This window comes from Bordetella genomosp. 7 (assembly GCF_002261415.1).
In the GTDB taxonomy this organism is placed as follows: Bacteria; Pseudomonadota; Gammaproteobacteria; order Burkholderiales; family Burkholderiaceae_B; genus Bordetella_A.
In genome coordinates, this window is sequence record NZ_NEVI01000012.1 from 107,146 (window position 1) to 123,026 (window position 15,881).

A 15,881-nucleotide genomic window follows, 5' to 3' on the forward strand; every position below is an offset into this window, starting at 1 on the left:
CGGTTTTAGCACCGAGGCCGGACCGCGGGTACCAGGGGGAAACACGGACTGCTGCGGGTCATTCCGGCTGTATGCCGGCCTTCTTGATAATGTCGCCCCACTTCTGCGACTCGTTGCGCTGGAACTGCGCCAGCTCCTGGGGCGTGGACGTGGCGGGGGTGGTGCCCGTCGATTTGTAGAAATGCTGCGCCGCCTGCCGCTGCGTGGCTTTGATCAGCAAGTCATTCAGCTTGGTGACCACGGCCTGCGGCGTGCCGGCCGGCACATAGGCGCCGAACCAGTAGCCCATCTCGTAGCCGGGCACGCCGGCCTCGGCGATGGTGGGCAGGTTGGGCGCCAGCGGCGACCGTTCGCTACCGGTAAAGCCCAGCCCCCGCAGCTTGCCGGCTTCGACCTGCGGCAGGCCAGTGGCGCTGTCCGTGATCATCATGTCGATCTGCCCGCCCAGCAGATCGGTAATCGCCAGCGGATTGCTTTTGTACGGCACGTGCAGCAGCTTCACGTCGGCCATCTGCTGCAGCAGTTCTCCGGCGATACGGCTGCTAGAACTGCCGCTGCCGAAACTCAGCTTGCCCGGAGACTTCCTGGCCAACGCCAGGAAGTCCGACACGCTCTTGGCCTCGGAGGACGGGTTGACCACCATAAATTGCCCACCCTTGCCCAACAGCGTCACGGGGGAAAAGTCCTTTACCGGGTCGTAGGGCAGGCTTTTGTAAAGATGTTCGTTGGCCGCATGCGTGGTGTTCGTCGTAATCAGCACCGTATAACCGTCGGGCGCGGCGCGCGCCGCTGTCTGCGCCCCGATCATGGCGCTGGCGCCCGGCTTGTTCTCGATCACTACCGATTGGCCTGTCTGTTCGGCCACGCCTTGGCCGATGGCCCGGCCCAGCTGATCCGTGGCGCTGCCCGCAGTAAACGGAACAATGAACGTGATGGGCTTGGCGGGAAAGTCCTGCGCGGCGGCTGCAACCATGGGCAGGCTGGCGAGCAGGGCGGCAAGTGATCGTAGCGGAGTGGTGCGCATGAATGTCTCCTGTAGTTGTACACCGCACTATAGGCAGGGGCGCTTAATAAGTTAAATCGAAAATTAAGATAAATTCATCCAGCAGGCCGATCAATTCATGGGGCAGGGATGGCTACGTATCCGCTGGCCAAGCCGCTTTCGGCAGGTGCATGCGGCGATTTCGTGCGCAATGGGCAGGAACTTCTGTCTTTCGCAATTGCCTATTGATGAGTAAACTCCAATAGTGCAGTGTGTCTAACCGACTGACCCAAGGATACGGTCCATGAGCAAGCAGATCATCCATACCGACGAAGCGCCTGCCGCCGTCGGCCCGTACTCGCAAGCGATTGCCGTTACCGGCACCAAGACGGTGTATTTGTCCGGCCAGATCGGGCTCGAGCCAGGCACCGGCGACCTGGTGTCCGAAAACTTCGAGGCCCAGGTACGCCAGGCGTTTGCCAATATGCAGGCCGTCATCAAAGAAGCGGGCGGCACATTGGACAATATCGTCAAGCTGACGCTGTTCCTTACCGACCTGAACAAGTTCACCGCCGCCAACGCCATCATGGCCGAGATCATTCCGCAGCCGTTTCCTGCGCGCTCGACCATTGGCGTGGCCAGCCTGCCCAAGGGCGCGCAGTTCGAAGTCGAGGCCATCCTGGTTCTGTAGGCTGCGCGCACGCGCAGCAGCCAGGCGCCGTCATGCCGGCCACCGCCGCAGCCCGCAAATCCGCTGGCGCTTCTGCCGCCGGAACATCGCTCACGGACGTGCAGCGCAAGCTGCACAGCCTGGGCCTGGTGACTGCTGACGACTGTATTCTGCATTTGCCGCTGCGCTACGAAGACGAAACGCGCATCGCGCCGATCGCATCGCTGCGCCCGGGCGAACCCGCCCAGGTCGAAGGCGAGATCCTGCGCAGCGAAATCCTGTACCGGCCGCGCCGCCAGTTGACGGCCGTCATGGCCGACGAAACGGGCGAATTGCAGTTGCGCTGGCTGAACTTTTACCCCAGCCAGCAAAAGCAGGTGGCCGCCGGGCGTCGCCTGCGCGCGCGAGGCGAGGTTCGCGGCGGCCTGTTCGGCCGTGAAATGGTGCATCCGCGCCTGACCGCCGCCGACACGCCGCTGCCCCAGGCCCTGACGCCGGTCTACCCCAGCACCGACGGGCTGTCGCAGCCGTCATTGCGCAAAGCCATCACGCAGGCGCTGCAGCAAGCCAATCTGGACGACACCTTGCCCGCGGAGGCGCTCGAACGCTACGAGCTGATGCCGTTTGCGCCTGCCATTCGCCTGTTGCATGCGCCGCCGCCGGGGGTTTCCGAAGACGATCTCGTCGAACGCGGCCACCCGGCCTGGCGTCGCATCAAGTTCGACGAGCTGCTGGCCCAGCAGTTATCGTTGGCGGCTGCGCGCGCGGCGCGCCGTTCGATTCGCGCCACTCCGTTGCCGCACCGGGACGAGCCGGGGGGGCTGGTGCAGCGCCTTTACCAGGCCTTGCCGTTTCGGCTGACCGGAGCTCAGCAAAGAGTCGTGCAGGAGATCTCCGGCGATCTGTCCCGGTCGCATCCGATGCACCGTCTGCTTCAGGGCGACGTGGGCAGCGGCAAGACAGTCGTTGCCGCGCTTGCTGCGGCCCAGGCTATTGCCTGCGGGGCACAGGTGGCGCTGATGGCTCCCACAGAAATTCTGGCCGAGCAGCATTTTCGCAAGCTGGTTTCGTGGTTGCAGCCGCTGGGCGTAAATGTGGCCTGGCTAAGCGGCAGCCTCAGCGCCAAGGCTCGTCGCCAGGCCGCCGCCAGTGCGGCCGATGGCAGCGTGCAGTTGGTGGTCGGCACGCAGGCGCTCATCCAGGACCACGTCGAATTCCACAACCTGGGGCTGTCCATTGTCGATGAGCAACACCGTTTCGGGGTCGGGCAGCGGCTGGCGCTGACGCGCAAGGGCGAAGCGCCCGAGGGGCGCACTGTTCCTCACCAGCTCAACATGAGCGCCACGCCTATTCCGCGCACGTTGGCGATGACCTTCTTCGCGGACCTGGACGTCTCGGTTATCGACGAACTGCCGCCGGGCCGCACGCCGGTGGTGACCAAACTGGTCTCCGACGCACGCCGCGACGAGGTCGTCGCGCATGTAGCCGGCGCGGTGCGCGAAGGCCGGCAAGCCTATTGGGTGTGCCCGCTGGTCGAAGAAAGCGAGGCGCTGCAACTGCAAACGGCGGTAGACACCTACGAGGCCATGCGCGCGGAACTGCCCGATCTGCGGCTGGGCCTGGTGCATGGACGCTTGCCGCAAGCCGACAAGGCGGCCGTCATGCAGGCGTTTCGCGATGGCGACATCGACCTGCTGGTGGCGACCACGGTCATCGAGGTCGGGGTAGACGTTCCCAATGCGTCGCTGATGGTCATCGAACATGCCGAACGCTTCGGCCTGGCCCAGTTGCACCAGCTGCGCGGACGGGTAGGGCGGGGCAGCGCCGAATCGGTATGCGTGCTGCTGTACCAGACGCCGTTGTCACAAGTGGCGCGGCAACGTCTGCGAGCCATGTTCGAAACGTCGGACGGCTTCGAGATAGCCCGCCGCGACCTTGAACTGCGCGGCCCTGGCGAATTCCTGGGCACCCGGCAATCGGGCATGGCTTTGTTGCGTTTCGCCGACCTGGAATCCGACATCGGCATTGCAGAGCAGGCGCGCGAGGCGGCGGCCTGGCTAAGGGCCGAACATCCCGCCGTGGCCGAGGCACACCTGGCGCGCTGGATGCGCGGCCGTGAAGACTTCCTGCGCACATGAAAGCCGTTTTATTTTCCGTCACCCACCGCCGACCGTGGCAAGGTACGCACCAACATGACTCTGACCGAACTTAAATACATCGTCGCGGTCGCTCGCGAACGCCACTTCGGCCGCGCGGCCGAGGCATGTTTCGTCAGCCAGCCCACCTTATCGGTGGCCATACGCAAGCTCGAAGATGAACTGGGGGTCACCTTGTTCGAACGGGGCGGCTCCGAGGTGGGCGTTACCGCCATCGGGCAGCGCATCGTGACGCAGGCGCAGAAAGTGCTGGAAGAAAGCGCCAGCATCAAGGAAATCGCCCGCCAGGGCCACGATCCGCTGGCGGGGCCGTTGCGTGTCGGGGTCATCCACACCATCGGCCCGTACCTGCTGCCGCGCCTGGTGCCCATGCAGATTGCGCGCACGCCGCAGATGCCGCTGCTGCTGCAGGAAAACTTCACCTTGCGCCTGGTAGAGCTGCTGCGCCAGGGCGAGATCGACTGTGCCATCATGGCCTTGCCGCTACCTGAGGCCGGCCTGGTCACCCAGCCGCTGTATGACGAACCGTTCGTGGTGGCCGTGCCGCGCGACCACGAATGGGCCGACCGCAAGGCCGTCAGTTCAGAAGACCTGAAGCAGCAGACCATGCTGTTGCTCGGGTCCGGACACTGTTTTCGCGACCAGGTGCTGGAAGTATGCCCCGAGCTGTCGCGCTTTTCGGCGGCCAGCGACGGCATCCAGCGTACGTTCGAAGGCTCTTCGCTCGAGACCATCCGACATATGGTGGCAGCCGGCATCGGCGTAACGGTGTTGCCGGTGACAGCGATACCGGAAGCCCAACCTCGCGCCCTGCTGAAATACCTGTCTTTCGAAGGGCAGCCGCCCGAGCGTCGGGTGGTGCTGGCCTGGCGCCGCAGCTTTCCCAGGCTGGCCGCCATCGAGGCCCTTGCCCAGGCGGTTTACGAATGCGGCCTGCCGGGGGTCAAAATGCTTGATAAAGAGGCCGTGGCCACTTAGGTTGATCGATGACCTGCCAACACTGCCTGCGATCACTCATTCGTTAGTCTACGGTGGTATTCTTGTTCAGTCGTTGTCCCAATAAAGGAGCTTTACATGGCCAAGTCTTCCAAAGCCGCCGGCACTGCTGCGGTGCGCATCAACATCGGCATTTCCGATAAAGACCGTACTGCTGTCGCCGCCGAACTTTCCAAGGTACTTGCCGACAGCTACACCCTGTATCTGATGACGCACAACTTCCACTGGAACGTCACGGGTCCGCTGTTCAACACGCTGCACCAGATGTTCATGACCCAGTATTCCGAAGAATGGGCTGCGCTGGACGACATCGCCGAACGCATCCGCGCCCTGGGCGTACATGCCCCCGGCACGTACCGCGAGTTCTCCAAGCTTTCTTCCATCGCCGAGCCGGCCAACGTGCCCGACGCCCTGGAAATGGTGCGTTTGCTGGTCAAGGGTAACGAAGCCGTCTCCAAGACGGCGCGCGCGGCCTTCGAGAAAGCCGATGCCGCCAACGACCAGCCCACCGCCGACCTGCTGACCCAGCGTATGGACATCCACGAGAAAAACGCCTGGATGCTGCGCAGCCTGCTCGAATAACCCCTCTGCGCTCTGGTATTGGTGCCGGCTTCCCCTGGGGAAGCCGGTGTCGTTTCAGCCCCGCTTCACCAGCGGCCGCGGGCCGCTTGTGTAAGCAATCGCACGGTGTCGACCTTTATGACTACGCCACAGGCGCCCGCATGCGTCCTGATCACGGGCGCTACGGGCGGTATAGGCAGCGCCCTGGCCCTGGAGTACGCTCGCGCCGGCACCCGGACGCTGGTTCTGCATGGCCGCAATCGCATACAACTGGACAAGCTTGCTCAGGAATGCGCGGCGCTGGGCGCCCGTACAGTGCTGCATGCGCAAGACATCCGCGATCACGACGCCCTTATGCAGTGGCTGGCCGACATCAGCGCGACCATGGCCCCCGATCTTGTCATTGCCAACGCTGGCGTCAACATTAACACCGGGCCCGAAGGGCAGGGCGAATCCTGGGACGACATGCACCGCCTGTTCGACGTCAATATCAAGGCCGTGATGGCCACGGTGCATGCATGCCTGCCGGCCATGCGGGCGCGCCGAAGCGGGCAGATTGCGCTGATCAGCTCGCTGGCGGCATGGCGCGGCCTGCCCGAAACGCCCAGCTACAGTGCGAGCAAGGCGGCAGTCAAGGTCTACGGCGAAGCCATGCGCGACCTGCTGGCGCAAGAAGGCGTCAGGATCAACGTAGTAATGCCGGGGTACGTGGAATCTCAGATGTGTTTCGACATGCCGGGCCCGAAGCCGTTCTTGTGGAAGGCAGACAAGGCCGCGCGGGTAATACGCCACGGCCTGGAGAAAAACAAGGCGCGTGTCAGTTTTCCGTTTCCGCTGAATCTGGGGTGTTTTTTGCTGTCTGTGATTCATCCGGCGGTGTCGGGGTGGATCTTGCAAAGGCTGGGATATCGTGGTTGACGGTGGATGGCGCCTGCTGTGGGCTGTCGCTGTATCCGGGCTCTTGCTATCGTGGGCGATCGAGGCCGCATTGGTCCCGCGCTCGGCAGTTCCCTGGAAGCGGCCCTGGCGCGCCCTGGTGGCGCACACGGGTATTTTTGGCGTCGGGTTCGCAATAGAGCTGCTGATATTCAGGCGTCCCATATTCGGCGTCCTGAATCTCCTGCTGCTGCAGTTGCTGCTGGTGCTCGTGAGCAATGCCAAGCACCGTGCCCTGAGGGAACCCTTTGTGTATCAAGACATCGAGTATTTTCTGGATGCTTTGAAACACCCCAGGCTGTATTTGCCTTTCATCAACTTGTGGTTGATCGCTCTACTTGCCGCGGCGTATGCGGCCGCATGCGTGGTCGCCGTCCGGTACGAACCTGCCATCTTCGTATCTGCCGCGGACATGCTGCTTCTGCCGGGCGCAGTGCTCGTGGCGGCGCTGGGAATGCTGGCAAGCTGCAAGTCGGCCATTCTGCGAGGCCTGAGTTTCGATGCGGCCTCGGATTTGCGCCGGATCGGACAGCTCGCTTACCTGTGGGGCTATGCCGTCGCCGAAAAAGAAATCCCGACGCGGTCCGACAACACGGGGTGGGGACAGATCCCGGAGGGCCGGCGCCCCGATCTCGTGTCGATCCAGAGCGAATCGTTTTTTGATCCTCGCCGCTACGTTCCGCACTTAAACGCGGATATCCTGCAGCAATTCGATCGCCTTTGCGCGGAATCGGTCATGCACGGTCATGCGCAGGTACCCGCCTGGGGGGCGAACACGGTCCGTAGCGAGTTCGCATTTCTTTCCGGCCTGGGCGAGCACCAGTTGGGTGTGCACCGGTTCAATCCCTACCGCAGGCTTGCCCCGGCCGGCACTTCCTCGTTGGCGCGTCACCTTAAGTCCCAAGGCTATCGCACGATCTGCCTGCATCCTTTCCATGCGACCTTCTATCGCAGGGCCGACATCATTCCCATATTGGGGTTCGACGAGTTCATCAGCCTGGAAGATTTCGATCCGGCCGACGCCAGCCACCCCTACTACGGGGACATTCCCCTGGGTCAACGCGTGCTTCGTGAACTGGATGCCCGCACGGACCAGCCCCTGTATGTGCACGTCATCACCATGGAAAACCACGGCCCCCTGCATTGGGAGCGCGTTACCGACCAGGACAGGCAGGCGATCGCGGCCGGGCCGTTACCGCCCCAGTACGACGAACTCGTGGCCTACGTGCGCCATCTGAAGAACGCGGATGCCATGTTCGGGCAAATGGCCGAAGCGTTCCGTAGCCGTGCCAGGCAGACCAGTCTTTGCATTTTCGGCGACCATATCCCCATCATGCGCCATGTGTACGATACTTATATGCCCGATGGGAAAACGCCTTTCGTGATCTGGTCGAATTATGGCCAGGGCAAAGCCGTCAAGCAGGATCTCGTCCTGTCGGATCTGGCCCGCACATGGCTGGCGAGCCTGTAGCCGCGCTCAGTAGTCGGCGAGCGGGTGGGTCGCGCGGGCCAGGCGGGGCAAAGCGCCGCGCACTGCCATATCGATGCTCTGTCGGGTATAAAAACCACCGTTGACCTGCGTGAGGTGGATCACGGCGTTGCGGAACTGTTTGAACAGCATGGCGTCCGGACGCGGCGGATTGGTCCAGAACTCGTCCAGGCGGCCCTGGAAGGTGAGGCCAGGCAGGTTGTAGATGGGGTCGGCCAATGTAAAGAGCGGGCGATTGTGTATCAGTGCCGAGCCGCCCACAGTGCTGTTCACCGTGACGACGCCACGGGCATGGCTGAGCAATATCGGCAATGAGCCACTTTCCAGGTAAATCACATTCTGGCAGGGAACACCATATTCCGTGCATAAGCGCCGGATGACCGCGCGATAGTTGATAAGCCCGCTGTCCAACGGATGGTTCTTGATCACCATCAGATCCGCGCCGTTTCCATATCGGGAGAAAGACGCGAAAACGTGTTGCAGGAATTCGGGCATGTCTTTGATGGGCGAATGATCACGGATCTGTGCATCCGTATTCAGCTGCAAAGGAACCAGCCAGAACGGCAACTTTTCGGCGACGATCCGGTCGATTTGTGACGCGTCGTATCGGCGACGAGAAATAAGCGAAATCCCCCTGCGCAGATACGCCGGGTATTCCAGCCAGGCAGGCACGGGGCTGTGACCGCGATAATGGGGAAAATATAGGCGGTTGCGCATACCGGCCACGTTATAGGCGATATCGTGCCAGGCGCGCGCGCCGAATGACGACGAAAATGCCTCGCCGTTATCGTAGTCTGGTATGCGTGGGGCAGTGCGTCTGTACCAATCGGCATCGCGCGGCAGAGACGAGTGTGCATTGACGCCATCACGTTCCAGCGTGATCCAGTACGGGCGGAAGTAACCTTCCTCGAACACATGAACCGGCAGGTTCCGCGCCCGAGCCACGGAAATACAGGCGCGGTGCAGCGGTCGGCGATCACCGAACAACACTACATCGGTAATCTCTCTGGTGTCGATCAGGGTGCGATAGAACTGGCCGAGTTCCTCGATCGGACCTTTGTAGTCTATGCGTTGCAGGCCACGGCTGTACCAGGCGTCGCCACAGTTGAAATTGACCTTCAGCACGTCGTGGCCGTCGTGCATGAGCGCCTGGCCCAGGCGCTGGAAAAAGGGCGAGTTCACGCCCTGCAGCATGAGAAAGTGCTTCTTCATTTTTTGCGGCACGCCCTTGCGATTGCACCGCGTATCAGCGATCTGGGTCTCGATTCGGGCGAGGCCCCTGCCAACTGCCGAACCGCTTGTTCCGGTGTACAAAATTGCAGGGTGGCCGGATTGATATAACGGGGGTACAGGATCAAAGTCGCGGCGACCAGCTCATCCAGCGAAAGTCTGCGTCCACGGCGCTTCATGACTTCGGGGCTGAGCCCCCGGTCGTCGGTAAGGCCCCAGCCGGCATAAAAAGGCTGCCCCCAAACCACAACCGGTATCTGGCGCATTAGCGCCTCGAAACCCGCGAGAGACGTATTGACATGGACTGCGTCCATTTCGGGGTAAAGGGCGTCGATCGCGACATCGTCGATGAGTTCGTCGCACCAGTCCAGGAGTTGTTCCTGGTGGGCGTCCGGTTCCCGCAGCCCTGCGACCATGTCGGGATGGGGCTTGAACAGAATCGTCGCGCCCGGTTCGGCCTGCCGCACGGCTTGCAGCAGCGCAAGGTTGGTGCGCAGGGCGCTCGCACCAAAATGGATGGAAGCGTCCGTTTCGACCTGCCCCACGACCAGCACCACCCTCTGGCCGCCTGGCCGTTGCCAGCGCCGCGGTGACTTGAGATTGTATTTGGTGATGCCGCGCCGGAGAATCTCGGCGCGCAGCATGCGAGCCCTGCAGCATAGGGCCTCGTCGAAGGCTGTGTCGGCAAGCAAGCGCTCCAGCCGCGAAGGCTGTGTTGCATCGTAGTAGATGCCGATATCATCGATCACCCATGATAGCGGACGTATCAGTTGGGCCCCCAGGCCGACGGATCTGAGAAAGCCATCTTCAATGCGGTACAGCGCACGAGCACCATGCATTTCCTGCCGGCCCGCTGCACCCCACATCGCCATCGGCAAGCCAGAATGTCGGGCCCCTGGCGACTTCACGAACTTGATCGTGCTGCCCGACAGAAATTCGCGCACGAAGCGCTTTTTCCAGTTCGAAAAGCCCACGGCGATCATGGCGGGCGGCAGATCGTTGCGCAGGCGGCGTTGCAGTGCAAGCCAGGCGATCAAGGTTTCCACATTGCATCTTTTGCCCGTGTCGGGGTCAAGATAGCTGGCATAGTCGATCAGCGCGGCGTGCACCAGTTGCTCGAGCGTGCATGGCGTGCGCCGGCTGGGTGCGGGCTGGTAGTCATGCGTCAAGCCCCAGCCCGCATAAAACGGGGTTCCGAAAACATGCACAGGCTTTCCATATAGCAGCGCTTCGAAGCCCATTTGAGAGGTGGCCACGTAGACCGCCTGCGCATGTTCGAGCAGGGCGGCCGGATGCCGATCATCCGCGATCACCGTCACGCGCGGCATGCCGGCCAGCCGGGCTACATCGAAATAGCCCTTCTTGCGACCCATCGCGACTTCGGGGTGGATCTTTACCAGCACTTGCGCATCGGGATTATCGTCGAGCGCGGCGTGCAGCATCCGATCGAAGGTGCATGCGTCGGCGTTGCCATACTGCACCGAAAGATCCTGGTAGGTCTGGTCCACCACGAGGACGAAGCGTGCCGGCAACCGGTCTGGTTCGATGTCTCGGCTACCGTTGTACTTGGACAAGCGGCCGTCCCGCCACATTGCCATCACGAGCCTGGCGCGCGCGCTTTGAGCGTCAGACAACGGTTTACGGATCAGGCGTTCCAGGCGCGAAGGGCAGGAGGCGTCATAGTAGATGCCTTCATCGTCCGAGACCAGGGAATACGAGCGTTGCCCGTTACCGCCGACTGAACGCAGGAAGCCGTCTTCGAGCAGCAGGAAAGCGCGCGAGAATCGTTGCGCCGCCTTCAGCGCGCGCAGCCCGCTGCGCTTTCTGCCCCAGCCAAGGAATGCCGTGCCGGCTGATGGCCTGGCCGTGCCGGCATGAACCGAAATTGGCAGGCCCAGAAAGGCTGAAAGATCCGTTCTGCGCCAAAGCCCCCAGTCCAACCAGCCGATGCTTGCCCGGGAAATCCTGGCGCCTGCGCCTAGAAGGCCCTGGAAAGTATCAGCGTCTGGACAATCGGGGTAATGATCTTCTGCCATTCGTATACTGCTGCATTGGTTACATAGATGGCGTCTTCCGGTTGTATGGCGAATTGCCCAGCTATGAATATGGATTCGGGATTGCGCATGTTCAGGCGAAACACCTGGGCGCGCGGTTCACCTGTATCGGTTTGGGTTCGCCGGAATATGAATACGCCGGAAGGGTCGGCAGCCTGTTCTTTCAGGCCGCCCACGACTCCCAGCGCCTCCAGCAGGCTGGGGCGCTCGGAGGGCAGATCGTGCAACCCCGGCTCGACCACCGAGCCCATGGCCACGAAACGCTTGCGCGCCCGCTCAACCACGATCTCCGAGCGCGGCGCGACCGGCATGTTCTGGCCATTCAACACCTGGGCATAGTTCAGCGTCTTGACGCTCTTGCCGGTACGTATCGTCACGCTGGTCAGATGAGGTTCGAGCAACGGCCCTCCGGCCATGTTGATCGCATCCAGCAGCGTAAGAGGGCCTTGCAGTGCCGAATACCTGCCGGGCGTCTTTACAGCCCCGGCAACGAGCACGGAACCCGACAAGTCGCCCACCATTTCGATATGGACCTGCGGATCCATGGCCTTGCCCTCGAGCCGCTTGCGCACCTCGGCTTCCACCTGCGGCAGAGTCAGCTGGTTCACGTGAATCCGACCCGCATAGGGCAGGGAGATGCGCCCCTGGGCGTCGATGCGGACATTGGAAAACTTGGTGCCGCCCATGCTTAATGGCGCAAACAGGCCGCCTTCTGTGGCGCTGTCGGAGATCAGGACGGAAATGACGTCCCCGGGCACAAGCCGGACGGCGTAGGGCACCACTTTTGAGACCTTGTTGCTGGGCGACTGTGGTGCGGCCACGGCGTACGGCGCCAGCGTACTGGGACCGAGGTCAATGACTTCGTAGGGCAGCTGGCTGTTGCTGCCCGCCTCGGTCGTGATGCTGGAACTATAGGGGCCGGCGCCCGACAAGATGCCGCAGCCGGAAAGAACGGCGCACAAGCACGCCGTGCCGATCAATCGAGTGGAAAACGTTAGGTTCATGTTGCTTCCCCGATGTCATGCCGCAAGTGTAATGACCAACCTGTGTGTACCGTGTCGGACATTGTTCAATCCCGATGGTCAGCAATGGTCACAAGGACGAAGCGCAGTATTCCGTACAGCAAGCACAACAACACGAACAAGGTGATGATGTTATACAACGACCTTGGATATTCTGCGGTGTCTGGCCTATTGGGCGACACGACCGTTACCAGCGAACGTATTTTTTTGTTGGCCTCGATCCGGGCGTTTTCCTGGGCCGACAGCGCAAGCCTGTAGGCTTCTTCGGCTACTTGGGCGTCGATCGACAGGTTGCGAAACTGTGCCGCGATGGTGTTCAGGCGCTCCGTTCCCGACGACGAAGCGAGTTTCTCTTTTTCTTCGACCAGTTGCTTCTCCAGCGCGCGGATACGATTGCGCTGCTGCTGCGCCTGCGGGCTGGCCGGTTCCAGTTTGCTCAGCAGCGCGGTCAGCGTGGCGCGCTCGGTGGCGAGCTGGCTCTCGATATTGGCAATGATGCCCGCACGCGAGGTGGCCACGGCTTCGCTGTCGAGCATGCCGTGTTCATTCTGGAACTGGACCAGCTGGTCAGACTTTTCTTCATAGGTTCGACGGGCGCGCACCAGTTCTTCAGCCGCAAATGCCACATGGTCGCGCGCGATGCGATGCGATATTTCGTTAATGAAGTGTTCAGACTGCCGAAGAATCAAGGAGAGCATCTGCTCTGCGGTGGCGGCATCGAAGGCCTGGACTTCAACGCGCAACAGGCCCGTCAGATCGTCGAAATGCACCTGCACGATGCGTTGGAAAAATTCCAGGCGGTCTTCGCTGTCGGCGCCCTCGGGCAGCCAGTACAGCGGATCGCGGATGCGGCCGGCATACTGGGTAGGCCACTGCATTTGCTGATCCAGGTAATTCATCATGTCATTGGACCGCACATACTCGCTCAGAAACAGTGTTTCTTCGCGCGAGGTCGGGTTCAGCACCCCGGTGAGCAGCGATAGCCCGGGTACCGCCGCCGCCGGGCTTTCCTGGGCCTGGCGCACTACCACGAGCGCCGTGCTGGCATAGCGATCATGCGCGAAGATCGCGAAATAGATGGTCGCCAGCAGGGTGGGGATGATGACGACCCATGCAAAGAGCGATTTCCGTAGCCCTGGGAGAGTGATGCCGGTTTTTATCTTCATTGTTGATAAGCCTTTATTCCTTCTTGCACGTCGTTGTATAACGTCGCCCGTCCTTCCTTCAGCAGCACGACGACATCGCACAATTTTGCAATCTGCCCCATGGAATGCGTGACGAGTATGATGTTCGATTTCTGCATTTTTTCCCGGAAGACGCGCGTGCTTTTCTCCCGGATGTGATGGTCGCCCACCGACAACACTTCATCGATCAGGTAGTAATCGAAGTCGAAAGCCATGCTCAGGCCGAATGCCAGGCGGGAGCGCATCCCGGAGGAATACGATTTGACCGGCTCGTCGAACCATTTGCCGATTTCGGCAAACGCTTCCACGTATTGCACCTTCGCACGCATTTGCGCGCCGGTGGCGCCTTGCACACGGCAAACGAACTTGACGTTCTCGCGGCCTGTCAGTGAGCCCTGAAATCCGCCGCCCAGCCCGACAGGCCAGGAAATGTTCTTGTCGGTGATAATGCGGCCGCTGTCGGGCGTATCCGCGCCGCCGAGCAGGCGCATCAGCGTGGTCTTGCCTGCGCCGTTCCTGCCGATCAGTCCGATGTTCTTCCCGGCGGGCAAGACGAGATTGAGATTCTGGAAGATATATCGCCTGCCTCTGGGGGTCAGGAATGACTTGGTGACGTTGCGAAGTTCAAACATGGCTGGGCTCCGTGGCGGCGACTAGATCGCCATCATGCGATAACGGAGCAGCCGATATGCAGCCATGCCCAGAAACAGCAGCACCAGCGTGCATTCCAGTACGTAACTCAGCGACGTGCCGTCTGCCGGGCGGTAGTAGGGAAAAATATTCGACCTTATGAGCTCCAGCACATTCATGAACGGGTTGAGCATCAGAATGGGAAGCCATGTAGACGGATAGCTCGACGGCGGAATGATGACGCCGGATATCAGGTACAACGGCATGAACAACAGCCGGATGAGAAACTTGCTTTCCGGCATCAGGGTGGCGATCGCGGCCAGTACGAGCCCCAGCCCGATGGCAAAGAACAGCCCGAGAAACAGCATCAGCACCCATTCCGCCGGCTTGGCTATCGTGGTGCTCATGCCTATCCAGGTCAACGTCAGGTAGGCCAGGATGAAGACCGTGGTGCTGAGCACGCACTCGACGACGACCCGGCCCATAAAGCTGCTGAATGGCTGGATTTGCTTGTAGGCAAACAGTGCCTTGTTGGCCTCCATGCTCAGCATCATCCTGAGGGCGATGTTCTTGTACAGCAGGAAGGGTGTCAGGCTGACGAGCAGGAAGACGGGATAGTCGATGCCGGGGATGGTCCTGCCCCGGATGTACACCATGATCAGTGTCAGCGCCACCAAATGGGCGATAGGCTCGAAAAGCGTCCACATGGCACCCATGCGGGCGCGGCCGAAGCGGCCCTGCATTTCGCGCAAGGTGAGTGCATAGACGACTGCGCGGAACACCTGAATGGAAGTGCGTTTCATGGCCTCAGAACATTCCATCTTCTTCGAGCATCTGCAGGCGATGCACCCAGAGGTGATTCTTGAACACGACTTCGCGTCCGTGGCTGATCAGCGCGGCATCGCGTGGCGACCGCCCGCGGGATAGCCGTTCGAACAGTTGCACCGCGTCGCTCCTGCTGTGCACGACATGGCAGCAGTCCTTGAACAGGTGGGACACCGAAGCGCTGGGCGTCGTGATGGCCAGGCCGCCCGAGGCCATGATCTCCACCAGCCGCCGCGAGAACATCGTGCGGGAATCTTCCACGGTATTGACGTTGAGTGACCCGACATATTCCTGATATATGCGCGGAGTACGCTCGTATGACACTGCGGGGTATATCTTGGTGCGGGGAAAACTGGGGTAGCGGTAGATATGGTTGCGGCGACGCGAGTTCCTGTCGAAGATATCCAGGCCCCATGCCGAGGCGGCCGAGAACAGCATTTCCTGCCGTGCCTTGCGCTCGAAATGCATGTTGCAGGTATAGCTGCCGACGAAGCAAAGGCGGCTGACCGGGTTGGCACGGCGCTGGCCATCATGGATGCGCGGCTGCACAGCGAAGGGCAGCACCCCCAGCCTTGCCTGGCCGCGCGTGGCCTCGGCGTAGCGGGGCAGTGTGTTCTCGTCCACAGTGTAGATGGCGGAAAACCAGCGTGCGCTGTCGATGAAACGCTCGAAATGAACGCTGTCTTCCTTGTTCCAGAACATGCAGGGAATACCGGCGTCTCGAGCGGTGTGCACCAGCTCGATCAACGCCTCGTTCGTGCGATCCGGATGGCTAGGGTAGCTGGCGATCTTGTATTGCCAGCTTTTCTTGTATCCCAGCCAGGCCGACTCCACGAAAACGAAATCAACCTGCCTGCGTGTCAGAATCGCGCGGAAGTTCTGCGGTGTGAGATGCACCGTCCGCACTTCGGCTGCCAGGGCGCTGCTGGTCAGGTCGTAGGGTCCCCCGTCAAGTAGACGACGGCTGATAGAGATTCGGAGCAAGGGTTAGCCGAGGCATAAACTGCACCGGCGGGACGTCGCCCAGTGATTCATGTGGGCGGTATTCGTTGTAATCGATTAGCCATTGTTCGGTGATGGCCTGCACCTGCTGCAGATTAGCGAACAGATGAGCGTCGAGCACCTCAGTGCGATACGTCTTGTTGA

The 15,881-nt window shown here is 61.4% G+C and carries 15 protein-coding genes; 6 read left to right on the top strand and 9 right to left on the bottom strand.

Annotated features, from left to right (window positions below; translation table 11 throughout):
* Positions 1 to 58 precede the first annotated feature (58 nt).
* Positions 59 to 1,024, bottom strand: coding sequence for a Bug family tripartite tricarboxylate transporter substrate binding protein (locus tag CAL18_RS06305; RefSeq protein WP_026641310.1), 966 nt, complete (start codon positions 1,022 to 1,024; stop codon positions 59 to 61).
* A 262-nt stretch (positions 1,025 to 1,286) separates the two neighbouring features.
* Here CAL18_RS06305 and CAL18_RS06310 point away from each other — a divergent pair, with 262 nt between their 5' ends.
* The 6 genes from CAL18_RS06310 to CAL18_RS06335 all read left to right on the top strand — a co-directional run bounded on the left by CAL18_RS06310 (position 1,287) and on the right by CAL18_RS06335 (position 7,772).
* Positions 1,287 to 1,673, top strand: coding sequence for a Rid family detoxifying hydrolase (locus CAL18_RS06310; protein WP_026641311.1), 387 nt, complete (start codon positions 1,287 to 1,289; stop codon positions 1,671 to 1,673).
* 32 nt (positions 1,674 to 1,705) lie between these two features.
* Entirely contained in the window at positions 1,706 to 3,790 is a 2,085-nt protein-coding gene (recG, locus tag CAL18_RS06315; RefSeq protein ID WP_094817539.1) for an ATP-dependent DNA helicase RecG, read from the top strand.
* Positions 3,791 to 3,844: 54 nt separating this feature from the next.
* Positions 3,845 to 4,786: a LysR substrate-binding domain-containing protein gene (locus tag CAL18_RS06320; RefSeq protein ID WP_026641313.1), complete on the top strand. Its 942-nt coding sequence runs from the start codon at positions 3,845 to 3,847 to the stop codon at positions 4,784 to 4,786.
* Between the two features lie 96 nt (positions 4,787 to 4,882).
* Positions 4,883 to 5,386 (top strand): Dps family protein, encoded by a 504-nt coding sequence (locus CAL18_RS06325; RefSeq protein WP_026641314.1) that lies wholly within the window; start codon positions 4,883 to 4,885, stop codon positions 5,384 to 5,386.
* 117 nt (positions 5,387 to 5,503) lie between these two features.
* Entirely contained in the window at positions 5,504 to 6,283 is a 780-nt protein-coding gene (locus CAL18_RS06330; RefSeq protein ID WP_026641315.1) for an SDR family NAD(P)-dependent oxidoreductase, read from the top strand.
* Between the two features lie 43 nt (positions 6,284 to 6,326).
* The gene (locus CAL18_RS06335) at positions 6,327 to 7,772 is read left to right on the top strand and encodes an LTA synthase family protein (protein ID WP_094817540.1); all 1,446 of its coding nucleotides are present in this window, start codon (positions 6,327 to 6,329) and stop codon (positions 7,770 to 7,772) included.
* 6 nt (positions 7,773 to 7,778) lie between these two features.
* Here CAL18_RS06335 and CAL18_RS06340 read toward each other — a convergent pair whose 3' ends face one another.
* The 8 genes from CAL18_RS06340 to CAL18_RS06375 all read right to left on the bottom strand — a co-directional run.
* Positions 7,779 to 9,002, bottom strand: a complete 1,224-nt coding sequence (locus CAL18_RS06340) for a capsule biosynthesis protein (protein ID WP_094817541.1) — start codon at positions 9,000 to 9,002, stop codon at positions 7,779 to 7,781.
* Positions 8,999 to 11,056, bottom strand: a complete 2,058-nt coding sequence (locus CAL18_RS06345; protein ID WP_081745782.1) for a capsular polysaccharide biosynthesis protein — start codon at positions 11,054 to 11,056, stop codon at positions 8,999 to 9,001. Before CAL18_RS06345 ends, CAL18_RS06340 begins: the two co-directional genes overlap by 4 nt.
* Positions 10,999 to 12,078, bottom strand: coding sequence for a polysaccharide biosynthesis/export family protein (locus CAL18_RS06350; protein ID WP_051423910.1), 1,080 nt, complete (start codon positions 12,076 to 12,078; stop codon positions 10,999 to 11,001). Before CAL18_RS06350 ends, CAL18_RS06345 begins: the two co-directional genes overlap by 58 nt.
* 65 nt (positions 12,079 to 12,143) lie before the next feature.
* Positions 12,144 to 13,262 carry an ABC transporter permease gene (locus CAL18_RS06355; RefSeq protein ID WP_094817542.1) on the bottom strand — a complete coding sequence of 373 codons (1,119 nt, stop codon included), beginning with the start codon at positions 13,260 to 13,262 and terminating at the stop codon, positions 12,144 to 12,146.
* Positions 13,259 to 13,912: an ABC transporter ATP-binding protein gene (locus CAL18_RS06360; protein WP_026641320.1), complete on the bottom strand. Its 654-nt coding sequence runs from the start codon at positions 13,910 to 13,912 to the stop codon at positions 13,259 to 13,261. Before CAL18_RS06360 ends, CAL18_RS06355 begins: the two co-directional genes overlap by 4 nt.
* Positions 13,913 to 13,933: 21 nt before the next feature.
* Positions 13,934 to 14,713 (bottom strand): ABC transporter permease, encoded by a 780-nt coding sequence (locus CAL18_RS06365; RefSeq protein ID WP_026641321.1) that lies wholly within the window; start codon positions 14,711 to 14,713, stop codon positions 13,934 to 13,936.
* Positions 14,714 to 14,717: 4 nt separating this feature from the next.
* On the bottom strand, positions 14,718 to 15,719 hold the full coding sequence (locus CAL18_RS06370) for a CgeB family protein (protein WP_249278382.1): 1,002 nt from the start codon (positions 15,717 to 15,719) through the stop codon (positions 14,718 to 14,720).
* On the bottom strand, positions 15,685 to 15,881 hold a 197-nt coding region (locus CAL18_RS06375; protein ID WP_141217750.1), incomplete at its 5' end, for an integrase core domain-containing protein. The genes CAL18_RS06375 and CAL18_RS06370, both read right to left, overlap by 35 nt.